Annotated in this window: 13 protein-coding genes; 6 read left to right on the forward strand and 7 right to left on the reverse strand. The window is 69.4% G+C overall.

Annotation, left to right across the window (positions count from 1 at the left end; all coding sequences use genetic code 11):
• Positions 1–6: 6 nt before the first annotated feature.
• The 5 genes from AC1Q6V_RS18995 to AC1Q6V_RS19015 are packed head-to-tail and all read right to left on the reverse strand — an operon-like array spanning position 7 to position 4,967.
• A complete protein-coding gene (locus AC1Q6V_RS18995) occupies positions 7–1,005 on the reverse strand; it encodes an acyl-CoA dehydrogenase family protein (protein ID WP_011616761.1) in 999 nt (332 codons plus the stop codon).
• Between the two features lie 39 nt (positions 1,006–1,044).
• Positions 1,045–2,205 (reverse strand): acyl-CoA dehydrogenase family protein, encoded by a 1,161-nt coding sequence (locus tag AC1Q6V_RS19000; protein ID WP_010811714.1) that lies wholly within the window; start codon positions 2,203–2,205, stop codon positions 1,045–1,047.
• Positions 2,206–2,245: 40 nt separating this feature from the next.
• The gene (locus tag AC1Q6V_RS19005) at positions 2,246–3,235 is read right to left on the reverse strand and encodes a tripartite tricarboxylate transporter substrate binding protein (protein WP_010811713.1); all 990 of its coding nucleotides are present in this window, start codon (positions 3,233–3,235) and stop codon (positions 2,246–2,248) included.
• A gap of 50 nt (positions 3,236–3,285) precedes the next feature.
• On the reverse strand, positions 3,286–3,747 hold the full coding sequence (locus AC1Q6V_RS19010) for a MaoC family dehydratase (protein ID WP_010811712.1): 462 nt from the start codon (positions 3,745–3,747) through the stop codon (positions 3,286–3,288).
• Positions 3,744–4,967, reverse strand: coding sequence for a CaiB/BaiF CoA transferase family protein (locus AC1Q6V_RS19015; protein ID WP_454749293.1), 1,224 nt, complete (start codon positions 4,965–4,967; stop codon positions 3,744–3,746). The genes AC1Q6V_RS19010 and AC1Q6V_RS19015 overlap by 4 nt, the downstream gene beginning before the upstream one ends.
• Before the next feature lie 106 nt (positions 4,968–5,073).
• Here AC1Q6V_RS19015 and AC1Q6V_RS19020 point away from each other — a divergent pair, with 106 nt between their 5' ends.
• Complete coding sequence (locus tag AC1Q6V_RS19020; protein ID WP_454749292.1) at positions 5,074–5,964, forward strand: LysR family transcriptional regulator; 891 nt, start codon at positions 5,074–5,076, stop codon at positions 5,962–5,964.
• A 19-nt stretch (positions 5,965–5,983) separates the two neighbouring features.
• On the opposite strand, the gene AC1Q6V_RS19025 is transcribed toward AC1Q6V_RS19020, so the two are convergent.
• Positions 5,984–7,180: a helix-turn-helix transcriptional regulator gene (locus AC1Q6V_RS19025; RefSeq protein ID WP_010811709.1), complete on the reverse strand. Its 1,197-nt coding sequence runs from the start codon at positions 7,178–7,180 to the stop codon at positions 5,984–5,986.
• 447 nt (positions 7,181–7,627) lie between these two features.
• Between AC1Q6V_RS19025 and AC1Q6V_RS19030 the strand changes: the two genes are divergently transcribed.
• Together AC1Q6V_RS19030 and AC1Q6V_RS19035 are read left to right on the forward strand one after the other, a co-directional pair.
• On the forward strand, positions 7,628–7,882 hold the full coding sequence (locus AC1Q6V_RS19030; protein WP_010811708.1) for a FitA-like ribbon-helix-helix domain-containing protein: 255 nt from the start codon (positions 7,628–7,630) through the stop codon (positions 7,880–7,882).
• Positions 7,879–8,307, forward strand: a complete 429-nt coding sequence (locus AC1Q6V_RS19035; protein WP_454749291.1) for a type II toxin-antitoxin system VapC family toxin — start codon at positions 7,879–7,881, stop codon at positions 8,305–8,307. The genes AC1Q6V_RS19030 and AC1Q6V_RS19035 overlap by 4 nt, the downstream gene beginning before the upstream one ends.
• 27 nt (positions 8,308–8,334) lie before the next feature.
• Here the strand turns inward: AC1Q6V_RS19035 and AC1Q6V_RS19040 are convergent, their stop codons facing one another.
• A complete protein-coding gene (locus tag AC1Q6V_RS19040) occupies positions 8,335–10,704 on the reverse strand; it encodes a mechanosensitive ion channel family protein (RefSeq protein WP_454749290.1) in 2,370 nt (789 codons plus the stop codon).
• 264 nt (positions 10,705–10,968) lie between these two features.
• Here AC1Q6V_RS19040 and AC1Q6V_RS19045 point away from each other — a divergent pair, with 264 nt between their 5' ends.
• From AC1Q6V_RS19045 to AC1Q6V_RS19055, 3 genes are all read left to right on the forward strand, one after another.
• Complete coding sequence (locus AC1Q6V_RS19045; RefSeq protein WP_011616767.1) at positions 10,969–11,751, forward strand: SDR family NAD(P)-dependent oxidoreductase; 783 nt, start codon at positions 10,969–10,971, stop codon at positions 11,749–11,751.
• 76 nt (positions 11,752–11,827) lie between these two features.
• Positions 11,828–13,411, forward strand: coding sequence for a fatty acid--CoA ligase (locus AC1Q6V_RS19050; RefSeq protein WP_454749289.1), 1,584 nt, complete (start codon positions 11,828–11,830; stop codon positions 13,409–13,411).
• 147 nt (positions 13,412–13,558) lie between these two features.
• Complete coding sequence (locus tag AC1Q6V_RS19055) at positions 13,559–14,797, forward strand: TetR/AcrR family transcriptional regulator (protein ID WP_454749288.1); 1,239 nt, start codon at positions 13,559–13,561, stop codon at positions 14,795–14,797.
• Positions 14,798–14,801: the final 4 nt, after the last annotated feature.

The raw sequence follows: 14,801 nt of genomic DNA on the forward strand, positions 1-14,801 counted from the left end.
GGCCGCTCAGGCGGCGGGCGCGGGCTCGCACCATTCGCGCACCAGCTCCACCGCGTTGCGGCCGGCGCTGGCGCATACCTGCTCGCCCAGCATCCGGCTCCACCAGCGCTCTGACCCGTCCGCCACGCGCCACGCATGCAGCCGGCGCGTATAGAGTTGCAGGTCGTATTCCTCAGTGATCCCGATGGCGCCGTGCACGGCGTGAGCGATGGCGGCCACCGGCGTGACCGCGTCGCTGGCGCGCAGCTTGCCGATGGCCGCGCGCAGCCGGTCGGGCGTGCCGGTGCCGCTGTCGCAGGCCAGCTGTGCGGCCACGCGTGCGGCGGCGACATGCTCGGCCATCTCGCTGACCTGGTGCTGGATCGCCTGGAACTTGCCGATGGCGCGCCCGAACTGCTGGCGGTCGTTGGCGTACTGCAGGGTCAGGTCGAGCACGTGCGACAGCGCGCCGGCCAGCTGCGCCGTGTGCAGGCAGGCGCCCAGCGTGCGCAGGGTGCCGGCGGGCAGTGAAAACGCCGCTGGCGCCGAGGCGTCAGGGCGCGGCACGCGCAGCGTCAGGTCGTGATGGGCGCCGGTCGCTTCGGCGCGGGCATCGGCCGCCGACAGCAGCAGGCAACGCTCGCCGTCCTGCAGCAGGAACCACTGCGCATGGCGGGCGTCGGCCACCAGCGCCGCGCCGGCGCCGTCTTCAAAGCCGGCGAGTGCGACCGGGCCGGCGGGCAGGGCGATGCCATGCGCCTGCAGCAGCGCGCGCGCAAAGATGGTCTGCGCCAGCGGCAACGGCAAGGCGTGGCGGCCGGTGGCAAAGAGCACCGGCGCCAGCTCGCGCAGCGGCAGCGCGGCACCGCCGGCTGATTCGGGCAGCAGGCAATCGGCAAAGCCGCTTTCCAGCAGCGCTTGCCACAGCGGCTGCGGGTCGGCCTGCTGTTCCAGCGCGCGCACGGTGGCGGGTGGGCAGCAGTCGCGCAGCAGCGCGTCGAGGGCGTCGGAATAGGCGTTATGCATGGGGTATCTCGTTCAGGATGGCGGTCGACGGGGGCGGATTCAGCGCAGGCCGAGCCCGCGCGCGATCATGCCGCGCAGGATTTCGCGGGTGCCGCCGCGCAGCGAGTACGACGGCGCGATCTGCGTGACATAGGCCAGGGTGCGGTACAGCGCCCCATCGGCCGCCAGGGCGGGTTCATCACCGAGCGCGGCTTCCACCAGCGCGGGGATCGACTGCTCGAAGGTCGTGCCCAGGTCCTTCACCAGCGCGGCCTCCACCACCGGGCTTTCACCGGCGGCCAGCCGCGACGTGACGGCCAGCGACATGGCGCGCAGCACCGCCAGGTGGCCGGCGAGCCGGCCCGCGGTCACCGTGTCGCGGCGTGCCGGCGGCAGCCGGCGCATGGCGTCGAGCCAGGTGTCGAGCAGCACCACGCTGGAGTAGAGGCGCTCCGGGCCGCTGCGCTCGAACGCCAGCTCGGCGTTGACCTGCTCCCAGCCGCTGCCTTCCTGGCCGACCAGCGCGTCCGGGGCCAGCGCCGCGTCGTCGAAGGTGACTTCGGAGAAGTGCGCGTCGCCCGCCAGGTCGTGGATCGGCCGCACCGTCACGCCCGGTGCGTGCAGATCGACGATGAACTGCGACAGTCCGGCCTGCCGGTCCTGCGGCGTGCCCGAGGTGCGCACCAGCGCGATCATGAAGTGGCAGCGGTCGGCATTGGTAGTCCAGATCTTGCGGCCGTTCAGGCGCCAGCTGCCGTCCGCCTGGCGCACCGCGCGCGTGGCCACGCTGGCCAGGTCCGAGCCGGAGTTGGGCTCGCTCATGCCGATGCAGAAGAAGGCCTCGCCGCGGCTGATCGCGGGCAGGTAGCGCGCCTTCTGCGCGTCGTTACCGTAGCGCAGGATCAGCGGGCCGCTCTGGCGGTCGGCGATCCAGTGCGCCGACACCGGCGCGCCGCAGGCCAGCAGTTCTTCCACCAGCACGAAACGCGAAAACGGGTCCAGGCCCGCACCGCCGAACTGCGCCGGCAGTGTGATGCCGACCCAGCCGCGCGCGGCCAGCGCCCGGCTGAAGGCGGCGTCAAAGCCCATCCACGAGCGCGCGCGCGTTTCCGGCGGCAGCGCGGGCAGGTGTTCATCGAGAAAGGCCCGCACCTCGCCGCGGAACGCCACGGCGTGCGGCGGCAGGGAGGTCAGGCCGAAAGTGGAAAGCAATGCGGTCACGGTGAAGTCCTGTGTCTGGTATTGGCTGGTGCCAGCGGTCTCAGTCCAGCGTCGCGCCTGAATCCTTCACGACCTTCTGCCAGCGCGTCATTTCCGCGCTGAGGTAGGCGGCGTAGGCCTCCGGGGTCGATCCGCGCGGCTCCGCCCCCTGCGCGGCCAGGCTTGCGCGCGTCTCGGGGTGGGCCAGCGCCTTGGTGGCGGCGGCATTGAGCTTGCGCACGATCTCGGCCGGTGTCCTGGCCGGCACCATCATGCCCTGCCAGGCGCCGACCTCGAAGCCCGGCTGCACGGTTTCGGCAAGGGTGGGCACGTCCGGCAACTGGGCGCTGCGCGTGGTGCTGGTGACGGCCAGCGCGCGCATGCGCTTGTCGCGGATGAAGGGCAGCGATGAATTGATGGTGTCGGCCATGAACTGCACCTGTCCGCTGGCCAGGTCGGTCAGTGCCGGCGCGCTGCCCTTGTAGGGCGCATGCACCGCCGACAGACCGTTGGCCTGCAGGAACATGAAGGCCGCCAGGTGCGTCACGTTGCCGTTGCCGGCCGAGCCGTAGGTGAGCTTGTCGGGGTTGGCCTTCAGGTACTGGATGAACTCTTTCACGTTCTGTACCGGCAGCTGCGCGTTGACCTCCAGCACCAGCGGCACCATTGCCGTCAGCGCCACCGGCGCGAAATCGCGTTTCACGTCGTAGCTGAGCTTGCGGTAGAGCGCCGGGCTCAGCGCGATCGACGAGGTGTTGTACAGCACCGTATAGCCGTCGGCCGGCGCCTTGGCGACGATCTCCGCGCCGATATTGCCGTTGGCGCCGGGCCGGTTGTCGACCAGCACCTGCTGGCCGAGCGTCTCGCTCATGCGCCGTGCGATCACGCGCGACACCAGGTCGGTCGGGCCGCCCGGCGGGAACGGCACCACCATGCGGATCGGGTGCGACGGGTAGGCGGCATCGGCCGCCGCCGCCGGCTGCGCCAGCATCGCCGGCAATACGATGGCTGCCGCGGCAGCCAGTGTCGTGATGAAAGTCTTTGCCTTCATGTGCTTGTCTCCTCCATCCATGCAGCCACGCGGCGGATGCCGCCGTGGGTTCAGCGTCCCGCCAGCAACCGGCGCGCGGTGTAGGTCATGACCTGCTCCCCGCGCTGGTTGAACACCTCGATGCGCGAATCCACCACCGCCCGGCCGTTGCGCGAAGTGGGGCGGATGCCGGTCACGGTCACGGTGGCGTGGATGGTGTCGCCCACCACCACCGGGGCGTGGATCTGCTGCGTGAGTTCCAGCATGGCCAGCCCGGTGCCCTGGATCATGGTCTGCAGGATGAAGCCCTCGATCAGCGTGTAGGTCAGCGCCGCCGGCACCGGCCGGCCCTGGATGGCGCCACCGTCATAGCCGGCTTCGATGAAGATGGCCTCGACCATGCCGGTGACGGAGATGAAATTGACCAGGTCGGTCTCGGTCACGGTACGGGCGAAGGTGCGGAAGGCCTGGCCCTCCTGCAGGTCCTGCCAGTAGAAGCCCTGGCCGAGGCGGGGCAGTTCTGCATGCTTCATGGTGTCTCCTTGGCGGGTGCGCAGCGTGCGGCACCGCTTAGTTGCAATTGCGCGATCGTTTCTGCGGACAGTCCCGCCTGGGCCAGCACGCTCGCGGTGTGCTCGCCCAGCCGCGGCGGGATGCCCAGCGGCGCGCGCTGGCTGTCGAAACGCACCGGCGCGCCGGGAAAACGCAGCGTGCCCATGGCCGGGTCTTCGACGGTTTCGAAGAAGCCAGTGGCGGCCAGGTGCGGATCGGCCGGCAGGTCGTCGAGTTCATTGATGCGCGCCACCGGGATCTGCAGGCGTTCGCACAGCTCAACCCAGTGCGCGGTGGTCTGTCCGTGCACGATTTCGCCGGTGAGCTCGTACAGCGTCTCGATATGCCGCGTGCGTGCCGCGATGTCGGCAAAGCGCGCATCGGCGGCCAGCTCGGGGCGCCCGGCGGCGTGGAAGAAGTCGCACCAGTGCGCGTCGGTGTACGGCATCATGCAGACATAGCCGTCGGCGCTGCGGTACGGGCGGCGCAGCGGTGCCAGCACGCGCGGATAGCCGCTGGGGCCGCGCGGCGGCTCGAAATGGCGGCCGTAGAAGTGCTCGACCAGGTTGAAGGCGACCATGGATTCGAACATCGGCACTTCGACCAGCGTGCCGTGGCCGCTGCCGCCATCGGCATTGCGCCGCGCGCGCCCGGCCAGCGCCGCGCAGACCGACAGCGCGGCCACCAGCCCGCTGGTCTTGTCCGCGGCAATGGTGGGGAAATAGCGGCTGTCGCCGGTTTGCGCCGCCATCAGCGCGGCATTGCCGGACAGGCCCTGGATGATGTCGTCGTACGCCGGGCGCCCGCCATAAGGGCCATCCTCGGCAAAGCCGAGCAGGCTGACAAAGACCAGCTCCGGGTGGCGCGCCCGCATGTCGTCGGGCGCCAGCCCCAGTGCGGCCAGCTTTTGCGGGCGCATGCTGTGCATCAGCACGTCGGCGCCGGCCAGCACGCGGTCCAGAGCGGCCTGGGCGGCCGGCTGCTTCAGGTCCAGCACCACACTGCGCTTGCTGCGGTTCACGCCCAGGAAAATGGCCGCCATGCCGGGCTCGGCGGCGGGGCCGGTGCGGCGCGTGGAATCGCCCTCGGGCGGCTCGACCTTGATCACCTCGGCGCCGAGGTCGGCCAGCCACTGGCTGGCATAGGGCCCCATCACCACGGTGGACAGGTCGACCACGCGGATGCCTGCAAGCGGCAGCATGTTGTCTCCGATCTTGTTGACTGTGGGGCACAGGGTAGATCAGCAGGCGAGGCTTGGTCTAATATTAGTTTTTTAGAAATCGATATTCACAGGATATTAACGAGCCATGGACTTCCGCCAGCTGCAGCAGTTCGTCGCCCTGGCCGAGACGGGCAACTTCCACCGCGCCGCTGAACGCCTGCACATGGCGCAGCCGCCGCTTTCCATTTCCATCCGCAAGCTCGAGGACCAGCTTGGCACGGCGCTGTTCGTGCGCACCTCGCGCGGGGTGAGGCTGACGCAGGCGGGCGAGGCTGCGCTGCACGATGCGCGCCGTGCACTGTTCCATGCGCAGCAGGCACGTGCCGCCGCGATCGCCGCGGGGCAGGGCGAGCGCGGCGCGCTGCGCATCGGCTTTATCGGCTCGGCGACGTATGCGCTGCTGCCCAAGCTGATCCCGGCGTTCCGCGCGGCGCATCCCGGCATCGAGCTGATCCTGCATGAATCCACCACCGCCGCGATCCTGGACCGCCTGGAAAAGCACCAGATCGACGCCGGCCTGGTGCGCTTTCCGATCCTGAACACCGGCAACTATTCGCTGACGCCGCTGGAAAACGACGTCTTTGTCGCGGCAGTCCCGGCTGACAGTCCGCTGGCAGGCGCAGACGCCATCCCGCTGCGCGCGCTTGCGGACGAGCCCTTCATCATGTATCCGGCGGCGCAGGTGCCCAACCTGCACGCGGTGGCAATGCTGCTGTGCCAGCAGGCGGGCTTTGTGCCGCGTGTCACGCAGGAGGCGGTGCAGGTGCAGACCCAGGTCAGCCTGGTCGAGAGCGGGCTTGGCGTGGCCCTGGTGCCGAGCGTGGCGGCGCGCTACGCCAACCTGCGCGTGCGCTTCCTGCCATTGTCCAGCCCGCGGCCGGCCGGGCGCATCGGCATTGCGCTGGCGGCGCGGCCCGATGACGGCGACCGCCAGGTGCAGCGCTTCCTGGCGGCGGCGCAGGCGGCAGTGAACTGATGCGGGGTGGTGCGGCGCCTCAGGCGGCGCGCGGGCGCGGCGCGCGCGGCCGCACAGCCGGGGTCACGCTGGCGCGCTCCAGGTTCACGCCCGGCAGCAGGTGCAGCAGCCGCACCAGCTCTGACTGGCGATGCGTGCCGGTCTTGCGCAGCGTGTCGCGGATATGCACGCGCACGGTGTGGGGAGAGAGAAATTCGCGCTCGGCAATCTCGTTGAGGGTTTCGCCGGCAGCCAGGCGGACCGCGATAATGCTCTCCTTGCGCGACAGCCCGAACAGCGAGGTCAGCACGCCGGCATCCAGCACCGAGCGCGATTCCGAGTTGCCGAACAGCATCATCGCGGCCGGCAGCTGCCACGGGCCCTCCACCGGCTGGCGCGACACCAGCGGCGTGACGATGATCGGCACCGGCTGTCCGCCGGAGGTGATGTGCATCCACGAGCCGGAGGCCGCCTCAGTGCCGCGCGCGCGCATGGCACCGTCAAGCAGCTTGCGCAGCACCGCCTGCAGGGTCTCGCTGTGGGCGCGCAGCACGCCGCCCTGCAGCGACAGGTGGCCGTCGGCCTGCACCAGCGCCTCGGCCCAGCTGTTGGCATAGCGCACGCGCAGGTCGGCCTGCAGCACCATCACGCCGAAGTCCAGCGTATCCAGCCCGGCCAGTCCCAGGCTGGCCAGTCCGCTCAGCTCGAAGTTGCGCTGCTGCATCCGTGCCGCGCGCACCCAGTGCGGCATCACGTGGGCCAGGCGCCGCTCGCGCTGGCCCACGCTGATGCTGCCCGCGCTGGTGCCGCTCATCAGCACGCAAACCTCGGCGTTCTCGATCAGGCGGATGCCTTGTTCCAGTCCGCTGCAGGCCAGCGCAGCCGTGGCCGCATCCGCCATGCCGCCATGGTGCGAGGCCACCAGCGCGGCGGCACCGTCGCAGGCCAGCGCGGGGGCGTCATTGGGGGCGCAGCAAGCGCCCGCATGGGGCAGGTCGAGCGGACCGGGCAGCCAGTCGGGCATGCTGGCGCCGCTGGTGAAGCAGCCGTGCGGGGTCACGCCAAGGCGGGCGTGGCCGGCCAGCTTGTCCCAGATCAGGTAACGCGGGCTGCCTGTGCAGGTGTATCGGGAAAAGAGGTCGAGGGCGGCGGGCATGGCCGCAACGTCCAGCGCGGACTCGTAGATTGAGTCGACCAGACGATGGAAGTCCTCGTCCGTAGTCGGGTGTTCGCCCATGTTCAGATCCCCCCGGTGGCAAACGCCTATTGCTCTGTGCCACGGCAAGTGGCTACATCTTTTTGTGTTATCGGTTCCGTTCTAGCGTTCTGCATCTGCGCCGATACGGATGCTGCTGGCGGCGCGCATTGTCCCGTCATGTCCGCCGTAACGCAATCATGCCAAACAATGTTGTTTGTTTTATCCCCCGTATCGGGGGGGAAAATACGGATTGCACGGCGTAACTCCCCGCCAGGCCAGGCAGGGACGTGATCATGCCGCAGCGCGATGGTAGCGCCCCGGAAAGAAAGGAATTTTCAGCACTGAAATAGTGCGCGACGTTCCACCATGCGCCACGATTCTGTTGGCGCTTGTGCCACAGGTTCAACGCAGCAAGAGCACAGTACTTGCTTGGGTGACAGCGTTGGCATAATAATGCAGTCATTGACTGCATTAATGAGGGCAATCATGCCGATCCTGACCGTTAGAAATGTGCCCGACGACGTGCATCGTGCGCTGCGGGTCCGTGCCGCCCGGAACGGACGCAGTACCGAGGCTGAGGTGCGTCAGATCCTGGCCAGCGCGGTGATGCCGCAGAAGCGCGTGCGCCTGGGCGATGCGCTGGCGATGCTTGGCCGCGAGATCGGCCTGTCGAATGCGGACGTTGAAGCGATCGGGCAGGGCAAGGACAAGGCAGCGGCCGAGCCGGTGAGGTTTGAATGATCGTCCTGGATACCAACGTTATTTCCGAGGCCATGAAGCCGGAACCGGCCGACGCCGTGCGCGGCTGGCTCAACGACCAGGCCGCCGAGACCTTGTACCTGTCCAGTGTGACGCTGGCCGAACTGCTGTTCGGCATCGGCGCGCTGCCGGCGGACAGGCGCCGCGCCATGCTGGCCGCTGCGCTGGACGGCCTGGTGACGCTGTTCGAAGGGCGCATCTTGCCGTTCGACACGAATGCGGCCCGGCACTATGCGGAACTCGCCGTTGTCGCCAGAAGCCGTGGCCGCGGCCTTCCCGCGCCGGATGGCTACATCGCCGCGATTGCCGCGGCCAACGGCATGATGGTCGCGACACGGGACGTGTCGCCCTTTGAAGCGGCCGGGCTGCAGGTGCTCAATCCGTGGCAGGCGCCGCCTCCGTCGTGAAGGGGAACGCCCGCGCCAACCGCGTTGCTACTGTCCCTGAATTGTCGGATCAGCCGCCCGTTGGGTGGCTTTTTCGTTGGCGGTTTCCGGATCCAGCAGTTGCGCCGCGCCGCCATCCACCTGGATCGTCAGGCTCGGCGATGCCATGCGGATGTCGTTGGCGTCGAAATTGCGCTTGAGCCGCGCATTGAAGGCGCGCGTGATCTCGGCCTGCATCAGCGGCCGGGTCTTGAACTGTGCCATCACCACCGGGCCGTTCGGGTCGAACCGGTCCAGCCCCAGGACGTCCAGCCCCGACATCAGGTTGCGCGCGTAGCGATGGTCACGCGCCAGTTCGGCGCCGGTGGTGCGGATCAGCTCCAGCGCCTGGTCCAGGTCGCTCTGGTAGCTGATGCCGATGTTGAACACCGCGTAGCCATAGCCGCGCGACAGGTTCTTGACTGCCTTGATCTGGCTGTACGGCAGCGTGTGCAGCGCGCCGCGGCCGTCGCGCAGCTTGACCGTGCGGATGGTCATGGCTTCGACCACGCCGGCGTGGTCCGGCAGCTCGATCGAGTCGCCGATGGCGATGGAGTCCTCGACCACGATGAACAGCCCCGTGATCAGGTCCTGCACCAGGCTTTGCGCGCCGAAGCCGATGGCCAGGCCGACCACGCCCGCGCCGGCCAGCAGCGGCGTCACGTTGACGCCCAGGTTGGCCAGCACCGCGATCACCGTGATCACCAGCAGGCCGATGAACGAGGCGTTGCGCACCAGCGGCAGGATGGTCTTGGCCCGCAGGCTGGGCTGCGCGCCGCGTCCGTGCGCCGGCGACAGTGATTGCATGATGGCGGTGTCGATCAGCAGCCAGACCAGCCAGGCCAGCAGCACGGTGCTGGTGACGCTGAAGACCGTCTCGGTGAGATGGCGGCCCGCGGCGGACGACTCGGCCAGGCGCACCAGCGACGTGCCCCAGACGCGCATCACCATCTCGATGAAGACCGCCCAGATCAGCACGCGCACCAGCGCCAGCGCAAAGCGCCCGAAGCGCTGCAGGTAGGCCGAGCGGCGGCGGTCGCGGATGCGCGGCGCGCGCGCGGTGGCCTTGGGCGAGTGCCCCACTACCATCGTCAGCAGCAGCCCGGCGAGGAACAGCGCCACCGACGCCACCGTGCGGCGCAGGAACACATCCGCATTGCCGGTGGCCAGGATGGTGCCGACCACCGATGCCACCACCACTGCCAGCACCGGCAGGTGCCAGGCCTGGCCGGCCAGCCGCAGCAGGTCGGTCACGGCCGGGCGGGCCTGGCGGAAGGCCAGCGGCCGCTGCCCGATCAGCTGGCCGATCTGCCGGCGGAAACACAGCGCGAACGCGCCGATGCCCAGTGCCGCGGCGATATTGGCCACGGTGGCCACCAGCGCGCACAGGTTGGTGCCGAGCACGGCGATCACGCGGCTGTCGGTGGTGCCGTCGCCCAGTGCCGCCAGCGCCCCCGTGCAGAACAGCAGCCACGGTGAGTGCGCCAGCAGCTGCCGCACCGCGAGCTGCCGGTGCGCGGTGCGGAACAGCGTGAAGATGACCTGGCACACCGCTGCCGCGATCGCACCGGCCACGATCGCGTACGCCACCAGCACGGCGGCGACGCTGGCCGGCGATTGGGCATACCCGTGTTGGGCCAGCAGCAACGTCAGCCCGAATGCCACCACCCAGGGCCCGATATGGCGCAGCATGAAGACGCCGACGTCGACCCACGACGGCAGCTCGGGCAGCTTGCCGCGCTCGGCGCGCGTGGGTTTGCGCGCGCGCCGGCGCCGGATGCGGTGGCCGATCTCCCACAAGGCCCCGCCGCTCACCGCCCAGACTGCCAGCACCAGCGCGAATTCACGCAGCGAGGCCAGCGTCGTGCGGGTGCCGTTGTGGCTGAGCGCGGCGTGCCATTCCTCGCCCGCGAAGCGCGTGCGCCAGCGCCAGAACTGCCACGGGCCGCGATCCTCGCGCAGATGGGAATCGACCTCGTCCAGCACTTCAGCGACGGCACCGATCAGGCCGGGCGCGGAGGCGCCGGCTGGGGCTGCCGCGGCGGAGGCGGGCGCGGCCCCGGAGGCACCCAGCCCCTGGCGCATGGTTTGCAGCTGGCCCACCAGGGCGCGCCGCTCGCCGTCGTTCTGCAGCGTGGCGATCACCTGGTCCAGCGACTGCGCCAGCGGCACGCTGGCGGCGGGTGCGCTGGCCGGCGCCGCGGGTTTCTCCGCCTTGCCCAGCAGTGCCGCGAGGGAGCCGGCCGGGGTGGCGTGCGCCGGGATGGCGCACAGCAGCGTCAACAGCGCGGCCAGCATGGCGAGCGCACGCAGCACCGGCTGCAAGGCGGCATGCCAGCGGGGCGCAGGGGTGGGGGCGTGGTGTTCGGGTTTGTGCATGGTCCGTAGTCGGTTGCCGGTGCCGGGCGGCGCCGGAATGGCCGTCGATCGCGTCACTGTAGCGCATCGGTCGCGCCGGGTGCCGGAGCGCGCCGCAGGCCCGCGCCATCCTCATTCGTCGCTTCGGACGATGCGTGGCAACGGCCGATCCACGAATCTCGACCCCACTCCGGTACAGGCGATTCTTGCGCCTGCCGGCTTTATCAGACCGCGGGGCCGCGCTGGATCCGGCGGGGCCAGGAACAAGAGACAAGGGAAAGACATATGGAACTCAATGCATCGGTATCGGCAGTGGTGACGGGGGGCGCTTCGGGCCTGGGCGCGGCGACGGCACGTGCGCTGGCAGCGCAGGGCGTGCGCGTGGCGCTGTTCGACCTCAACGTGGAGAAGGGCGAAGCGCTGGCGCGTGAACTGGGCGGCGTGTTCTGCCAGGTCAACGTCACCTCAGAGGCCGAGGTCGAGGCCGGCTTTGCCAGGGCGCGCGCCGCCATCGGCCAGGAACGCATCCTGGTCAACTGCGCCGGCACCGGCAACGCCATCAAGACCGCCTCGCGTTCCAAGGAAGCGCCGGACCAGATCAAGCATTTCCCGACCGATGCCTTCGAGCGCATCATCCAGATCAACCTGATCGGCACCTTCCGCTGCATCGCGCGCTCGGCCGCGGGCATGCTGACGCTGGACAGCGCCGGCGGCGAGCGCGGCGTGATCATCAATACCGCGTCGGTGGCGGCGCAGGACGGCCAGATGGGCCAGGCCGCGTACTCGGCATCGAAGGCCGGCGTGGTCGGCATGACGCTGCCGATCGCGCGCGACCTGGCGGGCGAAGGCATCCGCGTCAACACCATCCTGCCGGGCATCTTCAATACCCCGCTGCTGCAGGGCGCGGCAGAGAACGTCAAGGCCGCGCTGGCGGCTTCGGTGCCGTTCCCCAAGCGCCTGGGGCAGCCGGAAGAGTTCGCCTCGCTGGCCGTCGAGATGTGCCGCAACGGCTATTTCAACGGCGAGTCGGTGCGCCTCGACGGCGCCATCCGCATGGCGCCGCGCTGAGCGTAGCGCCAGCACATCGTCGTGTCCGGGCCCCGCGCACCGCTGGTCCGGACACTATCAAAATCAGGAGACGCGGATGGACTTCAGCTATCTGACGACACTGCCCCACGCGGTACGCCACTTCGCGCGCCTGCGGCCCGAGGCGGTGGCGTATGCGTTCGAAGGCCGGCAGACCACCTATGCCGGGTTCGAGCGGAACACCAATCGCGTGGCCCAGGCCCTGCTGGCTGAAGGCGTCGGGGTCGGCGAGCGCATTGGCTATATCGGCAAGAACAGCGACCACTATTTCGAGCTGCTGCTTGGCGCGTCCAAGATCGGCGCGGTGATGACGCCGGCCAGCTGGCGCCTGGCGCCGCCCGAGGTGGAATTCATCCTCGGCCATTGCGATGCCGTGGTGCTCTTCGTCGGGGCGGAATCGGCGGCAATGGTCCGGAACCTGCTGCCCGCGCTGCCGATGGTGCGCAAGGTGGTGGTGATGGAGCCGTGCGCCGGGCAAGGCGAGTGGCAGTGCTACACCGACTGGCGCGACGCGCAGCCGGACACGCCGCCCGCGCACCAGCCAGCCGCGCATGACGTGCTGCTGCAGCTGTACACATCCGGCACCACCGGCCGGCCCAAGGGCGCGATGCTCACGCACCGCAACCTGACCATCGGCACCGAAGTGAGCGAGCGCGAGAACCTGCTCTGGTCGCACTGGGTCGCCGACGATGTTTCGCTGGTGGCGATGCCGGTGGCGCATATCGGCGGCTCCGGCTGGGGCCTGCGCAACCTGCTGTCCGGTGCCAAGGGCGTGGTCGCGCGCGAGTTCGATCCGCGCGCGGTGCTCGACTTTATCGAGAAGGAACGCATCAGCAAGCTGTTCCTGGTGCCGGCCGCGATGCAGATCGTGCTGCGCGACCCGCGCGCGCGCCAGGTGGACTACTCGCGCCTGAAGTACCTGCTGTACGGCGCCGCGCCGATTCCCGCGGCGCTGCTGCGCGAGGGCATCGAGGTGTTCGGCTGCGGCTTCGTGCAGCAGTACGGCATGACCGAGACCACCGGCACCATCGTGGCGCTGCCGCCCGAGGACCACACCACCGAGGAAGTGCCGCGCATGCGTGCCGCGGGCAAGCCGCTGCCTGGCGTGGAGATCAAGGTGGTCGACTATGAAGGCCGCCAGCTCGCGCCCGGCGAGGTCGGCGAGCTCGTGGTGCGCTCGCAGCACAACATGGCCGGCTACTGGAAGCAGCCCGAAGAGACCGCGCGCACCATCGACGCCGAAGGCTGGCTGCGCACCGGCGACGCGGGCTACTTGGATGCCGAGGGCTACCTGTACATCCATGACCGCGTCAAGGACATGATCATCAGCGGCGGCGAGAACGTCTATCCGGCCGAGGTCGAAAGCGCGATCTACGGCCACCCGCAGGTGGCCGACGTGGCGGTGGTTGGTGTGCCGGACGAGAAGTGGGGCGAGGCGGTCAAGGCCATCGTCGTGCTCAAGCCGGGACAGGCGCCGGACCAGGCCGGCATCATCGCGTGGACGCGCCAGCGGCTGGCGGGCTTCAAGGTGCCCAAGAGCATCGAGTTTGTCGAGGCGTTGCCGCGCAACCCATCGGGCAAGCTGCTGCGGCGCAAGCTGCGCGAGCCGTTCTGGGAAGGGATGAACCGGCGGGTGAACTGACGCCGGCAAGCAGCAAGCACGAGCCCGCCGTCACTGGCGGGCTTTTGCATTGGCGCGCAGGGAGCGGGGCGCCCGCTATAATCCGCGCAGGCACTGTGCCGCCTCACCACGTCCACTCGCAATATTGCGCGACCACATCCCCCAGCCATGTCCAAGGACCCCGCGCAAGCCCGCCTGACCCGCCGCTATGTCGAAAAGCGCGAGGCCATCCTGGACGCCGCCGCGCGGCGCTTCAATCACCAGGGCGTACGGGGCACCACCTTGTCGGATGTGGCGGAGGACGTGGGCCTGAGCACCAACAGCATCACGTACTACTACCGCAAGAAGGAAGACCTGGTGGTGGCGTGCCTGCTGCGCGCCATCGGCGAGATGGTGGACATCGCCAGTGCGGCCCAGCAGCAGCCGGCGCCGCGCGAACGGGTAAAGGCCTTCATCGCGCTGTTCTTCGAGCGCCTGGCGCGCACCGCCACCGGCGAGCGGCCTGAACTGATGAGTTTTCGCGAGATCCGGGCGCTGCCGGACAGCCATGCCGATATCGCATTCGACGCCTACACCGACATGTTCCGCCGCATCCGCCAGCTGCTGCGCGAGCGCCCGCCGGCCGATCCGGCGCAGCGCAGTGCGCTGAGCGCGCGCGCTCACCTGCTGCTGTCGCTGGCGACCGGCGCGATGTCGTGGGTGGAGCGCTATGAGCCCGAGGACTATCCGAAGGTGGCGCAGACCGTGGTCGACGTGCTGCTGCACGGCATTGCCGCGCCGTCGGCCCGCTGGCATGCGCAGATGGACGTATCCGCGCTGCTGCCTGCGCCGGACAGGCCCGAGACCACGCAGGAGGCGTTCCTGCGCGCCGCGACCGAGCTGCTCAACGAGCAGGGCTATCGCGGCGCGTCGGCCGACCGCATCTCGGCGCGGCTGAACCTGACCAAGGGCGCGTTCTATCACCACAACGAGAACAAGGACGACCTGATCTCGGCCTGCGTCGACCGCATGTTTGCAGTGATCCGCAATACCCAGACGCTGGTGGAGAACGGCCCGGGCACTGGCTGGGACAAGCTGTGCGCGGTGTCGCGGGCGCTGGTGCAATACCAGTTCTCCAGCCAGGGGCCGCTGCTGCGCCTGACCATCTATGGCGCGCTGCCCGAGGACATGCGCAAGGAGAAGATGCTGACCATGAGCCGGCTGTCGGCGCGGATCGTGCGCTTCCTGGTGCTGGGCATGCAGGATGGCTCGATCCGGGCACTGGACCAGTCCATTGCCGCGCTGCAGGTCAACGGCATGATCAATGCCGCGGTGGAGTTGTCCCGCTGGGTGCGCGATGCCGATGCGGACAACGCCGCTGACCTGTTCGTGCGGCCGTTGCTGATGGGGATCCTCTCGGAGCCCTGAGCGC

The sequence above is a fragment of the Cupriavidus sp. GW823-FHT07B10 genome (assembly GCF_058794355.1).

Excerpts from the sequence above, each read along its gene's own strand:
- AC1Q6V_RS19015 (WP_454749293.1), bottom strand. The coding sequence starts at position 4,967 with ATGCTGCCGCTTGCAGGCATCCGCGTGGTCGACCTGTCCACCGTGGTG.
- AC1Q6V_RS18995 (WP_011616761.1), bottom strand. The coding sequence starts at position 1,005 with ATGCATAACGCCTATTCCGACGCCCTCGACGCGCTGCTGCGCGACTGC.
- AC1Q6V_RS19050 (WP_454749289.1), top strand. The coding sequence starts at position 11,828 with ATGGACTTCAGCTATCTGACGACACTGCCCCACGCGGTACGCCACTTC.
- AC1Q6V_RS19035 (WP_454749291.1), top strand. The coding sequence starts at position 7,879 with ATGATCGTCCTGGATACCAACGTTATTTCCGAGGCCATGAAGCCGGAA.
- AC1Q6V_RS19010 (WP_010811712.1), bottom strand. The coding sequence starts at position 3,747 with ATGAAGCATGCAGAACTGCCCCGCCTCGGCCAGGGCTTCTACTGGCAG.
- AC1Q6V_RS19025 (WP_010811709.1), bottom strand. The coding sequence starts at position 7,180 with ATGGGCGAACACCCGACTACGGACGAGGACTTCCATCGTCTGGTCGAC.
- AC1Q6V_RS19005 (WP_010811713.1), bottom strand. The coding sequence starts at position 3,235 with ATGAAGGCAAAGACTTTCATCACGACACTGGCTGCCGCGGCAGCCATC.
- AC1Q6V_RS19040 (WP_454749290.1), bottom strand. The coding sequence starts at position 10,704 with ATGCACAAACCCGAACACCACGCCCCCACCCCTGCGCCCCGCTGGCAT.
- AC1Q6V_RS19045 (WP_011616767.1), top strand. The coding sequence starts at position 10,969 with ATGGAACTCAATGCATCGGTATCGGCAGTGGTGACGGGGGGCGCTTCG.
- AC1Q6V_RS19030 (WP_010811708.1), top strand. The coding sequence starts at position 7,628 with ATGCCGATCCTGACCGTTAGAAATGTGCCCGACGACGTGCATCGTGCG.
- AC1Q6V_RS19055 (WP_454749288.1), top strand. The coding sequence starts at position 13,559 with ATGTCCAAGGACCCCGCGCAAGCCCGCCTGACCCGCCGCTATGTCGAA.
- AC1Q6V_RS19020 (WP_454749292.1), top strand. The coding sequence starts at position 5,074 with ATGGACTTCCGCCAGCTGCAGCAGTTCGTCGCCCTGGCCGAGACGGGC.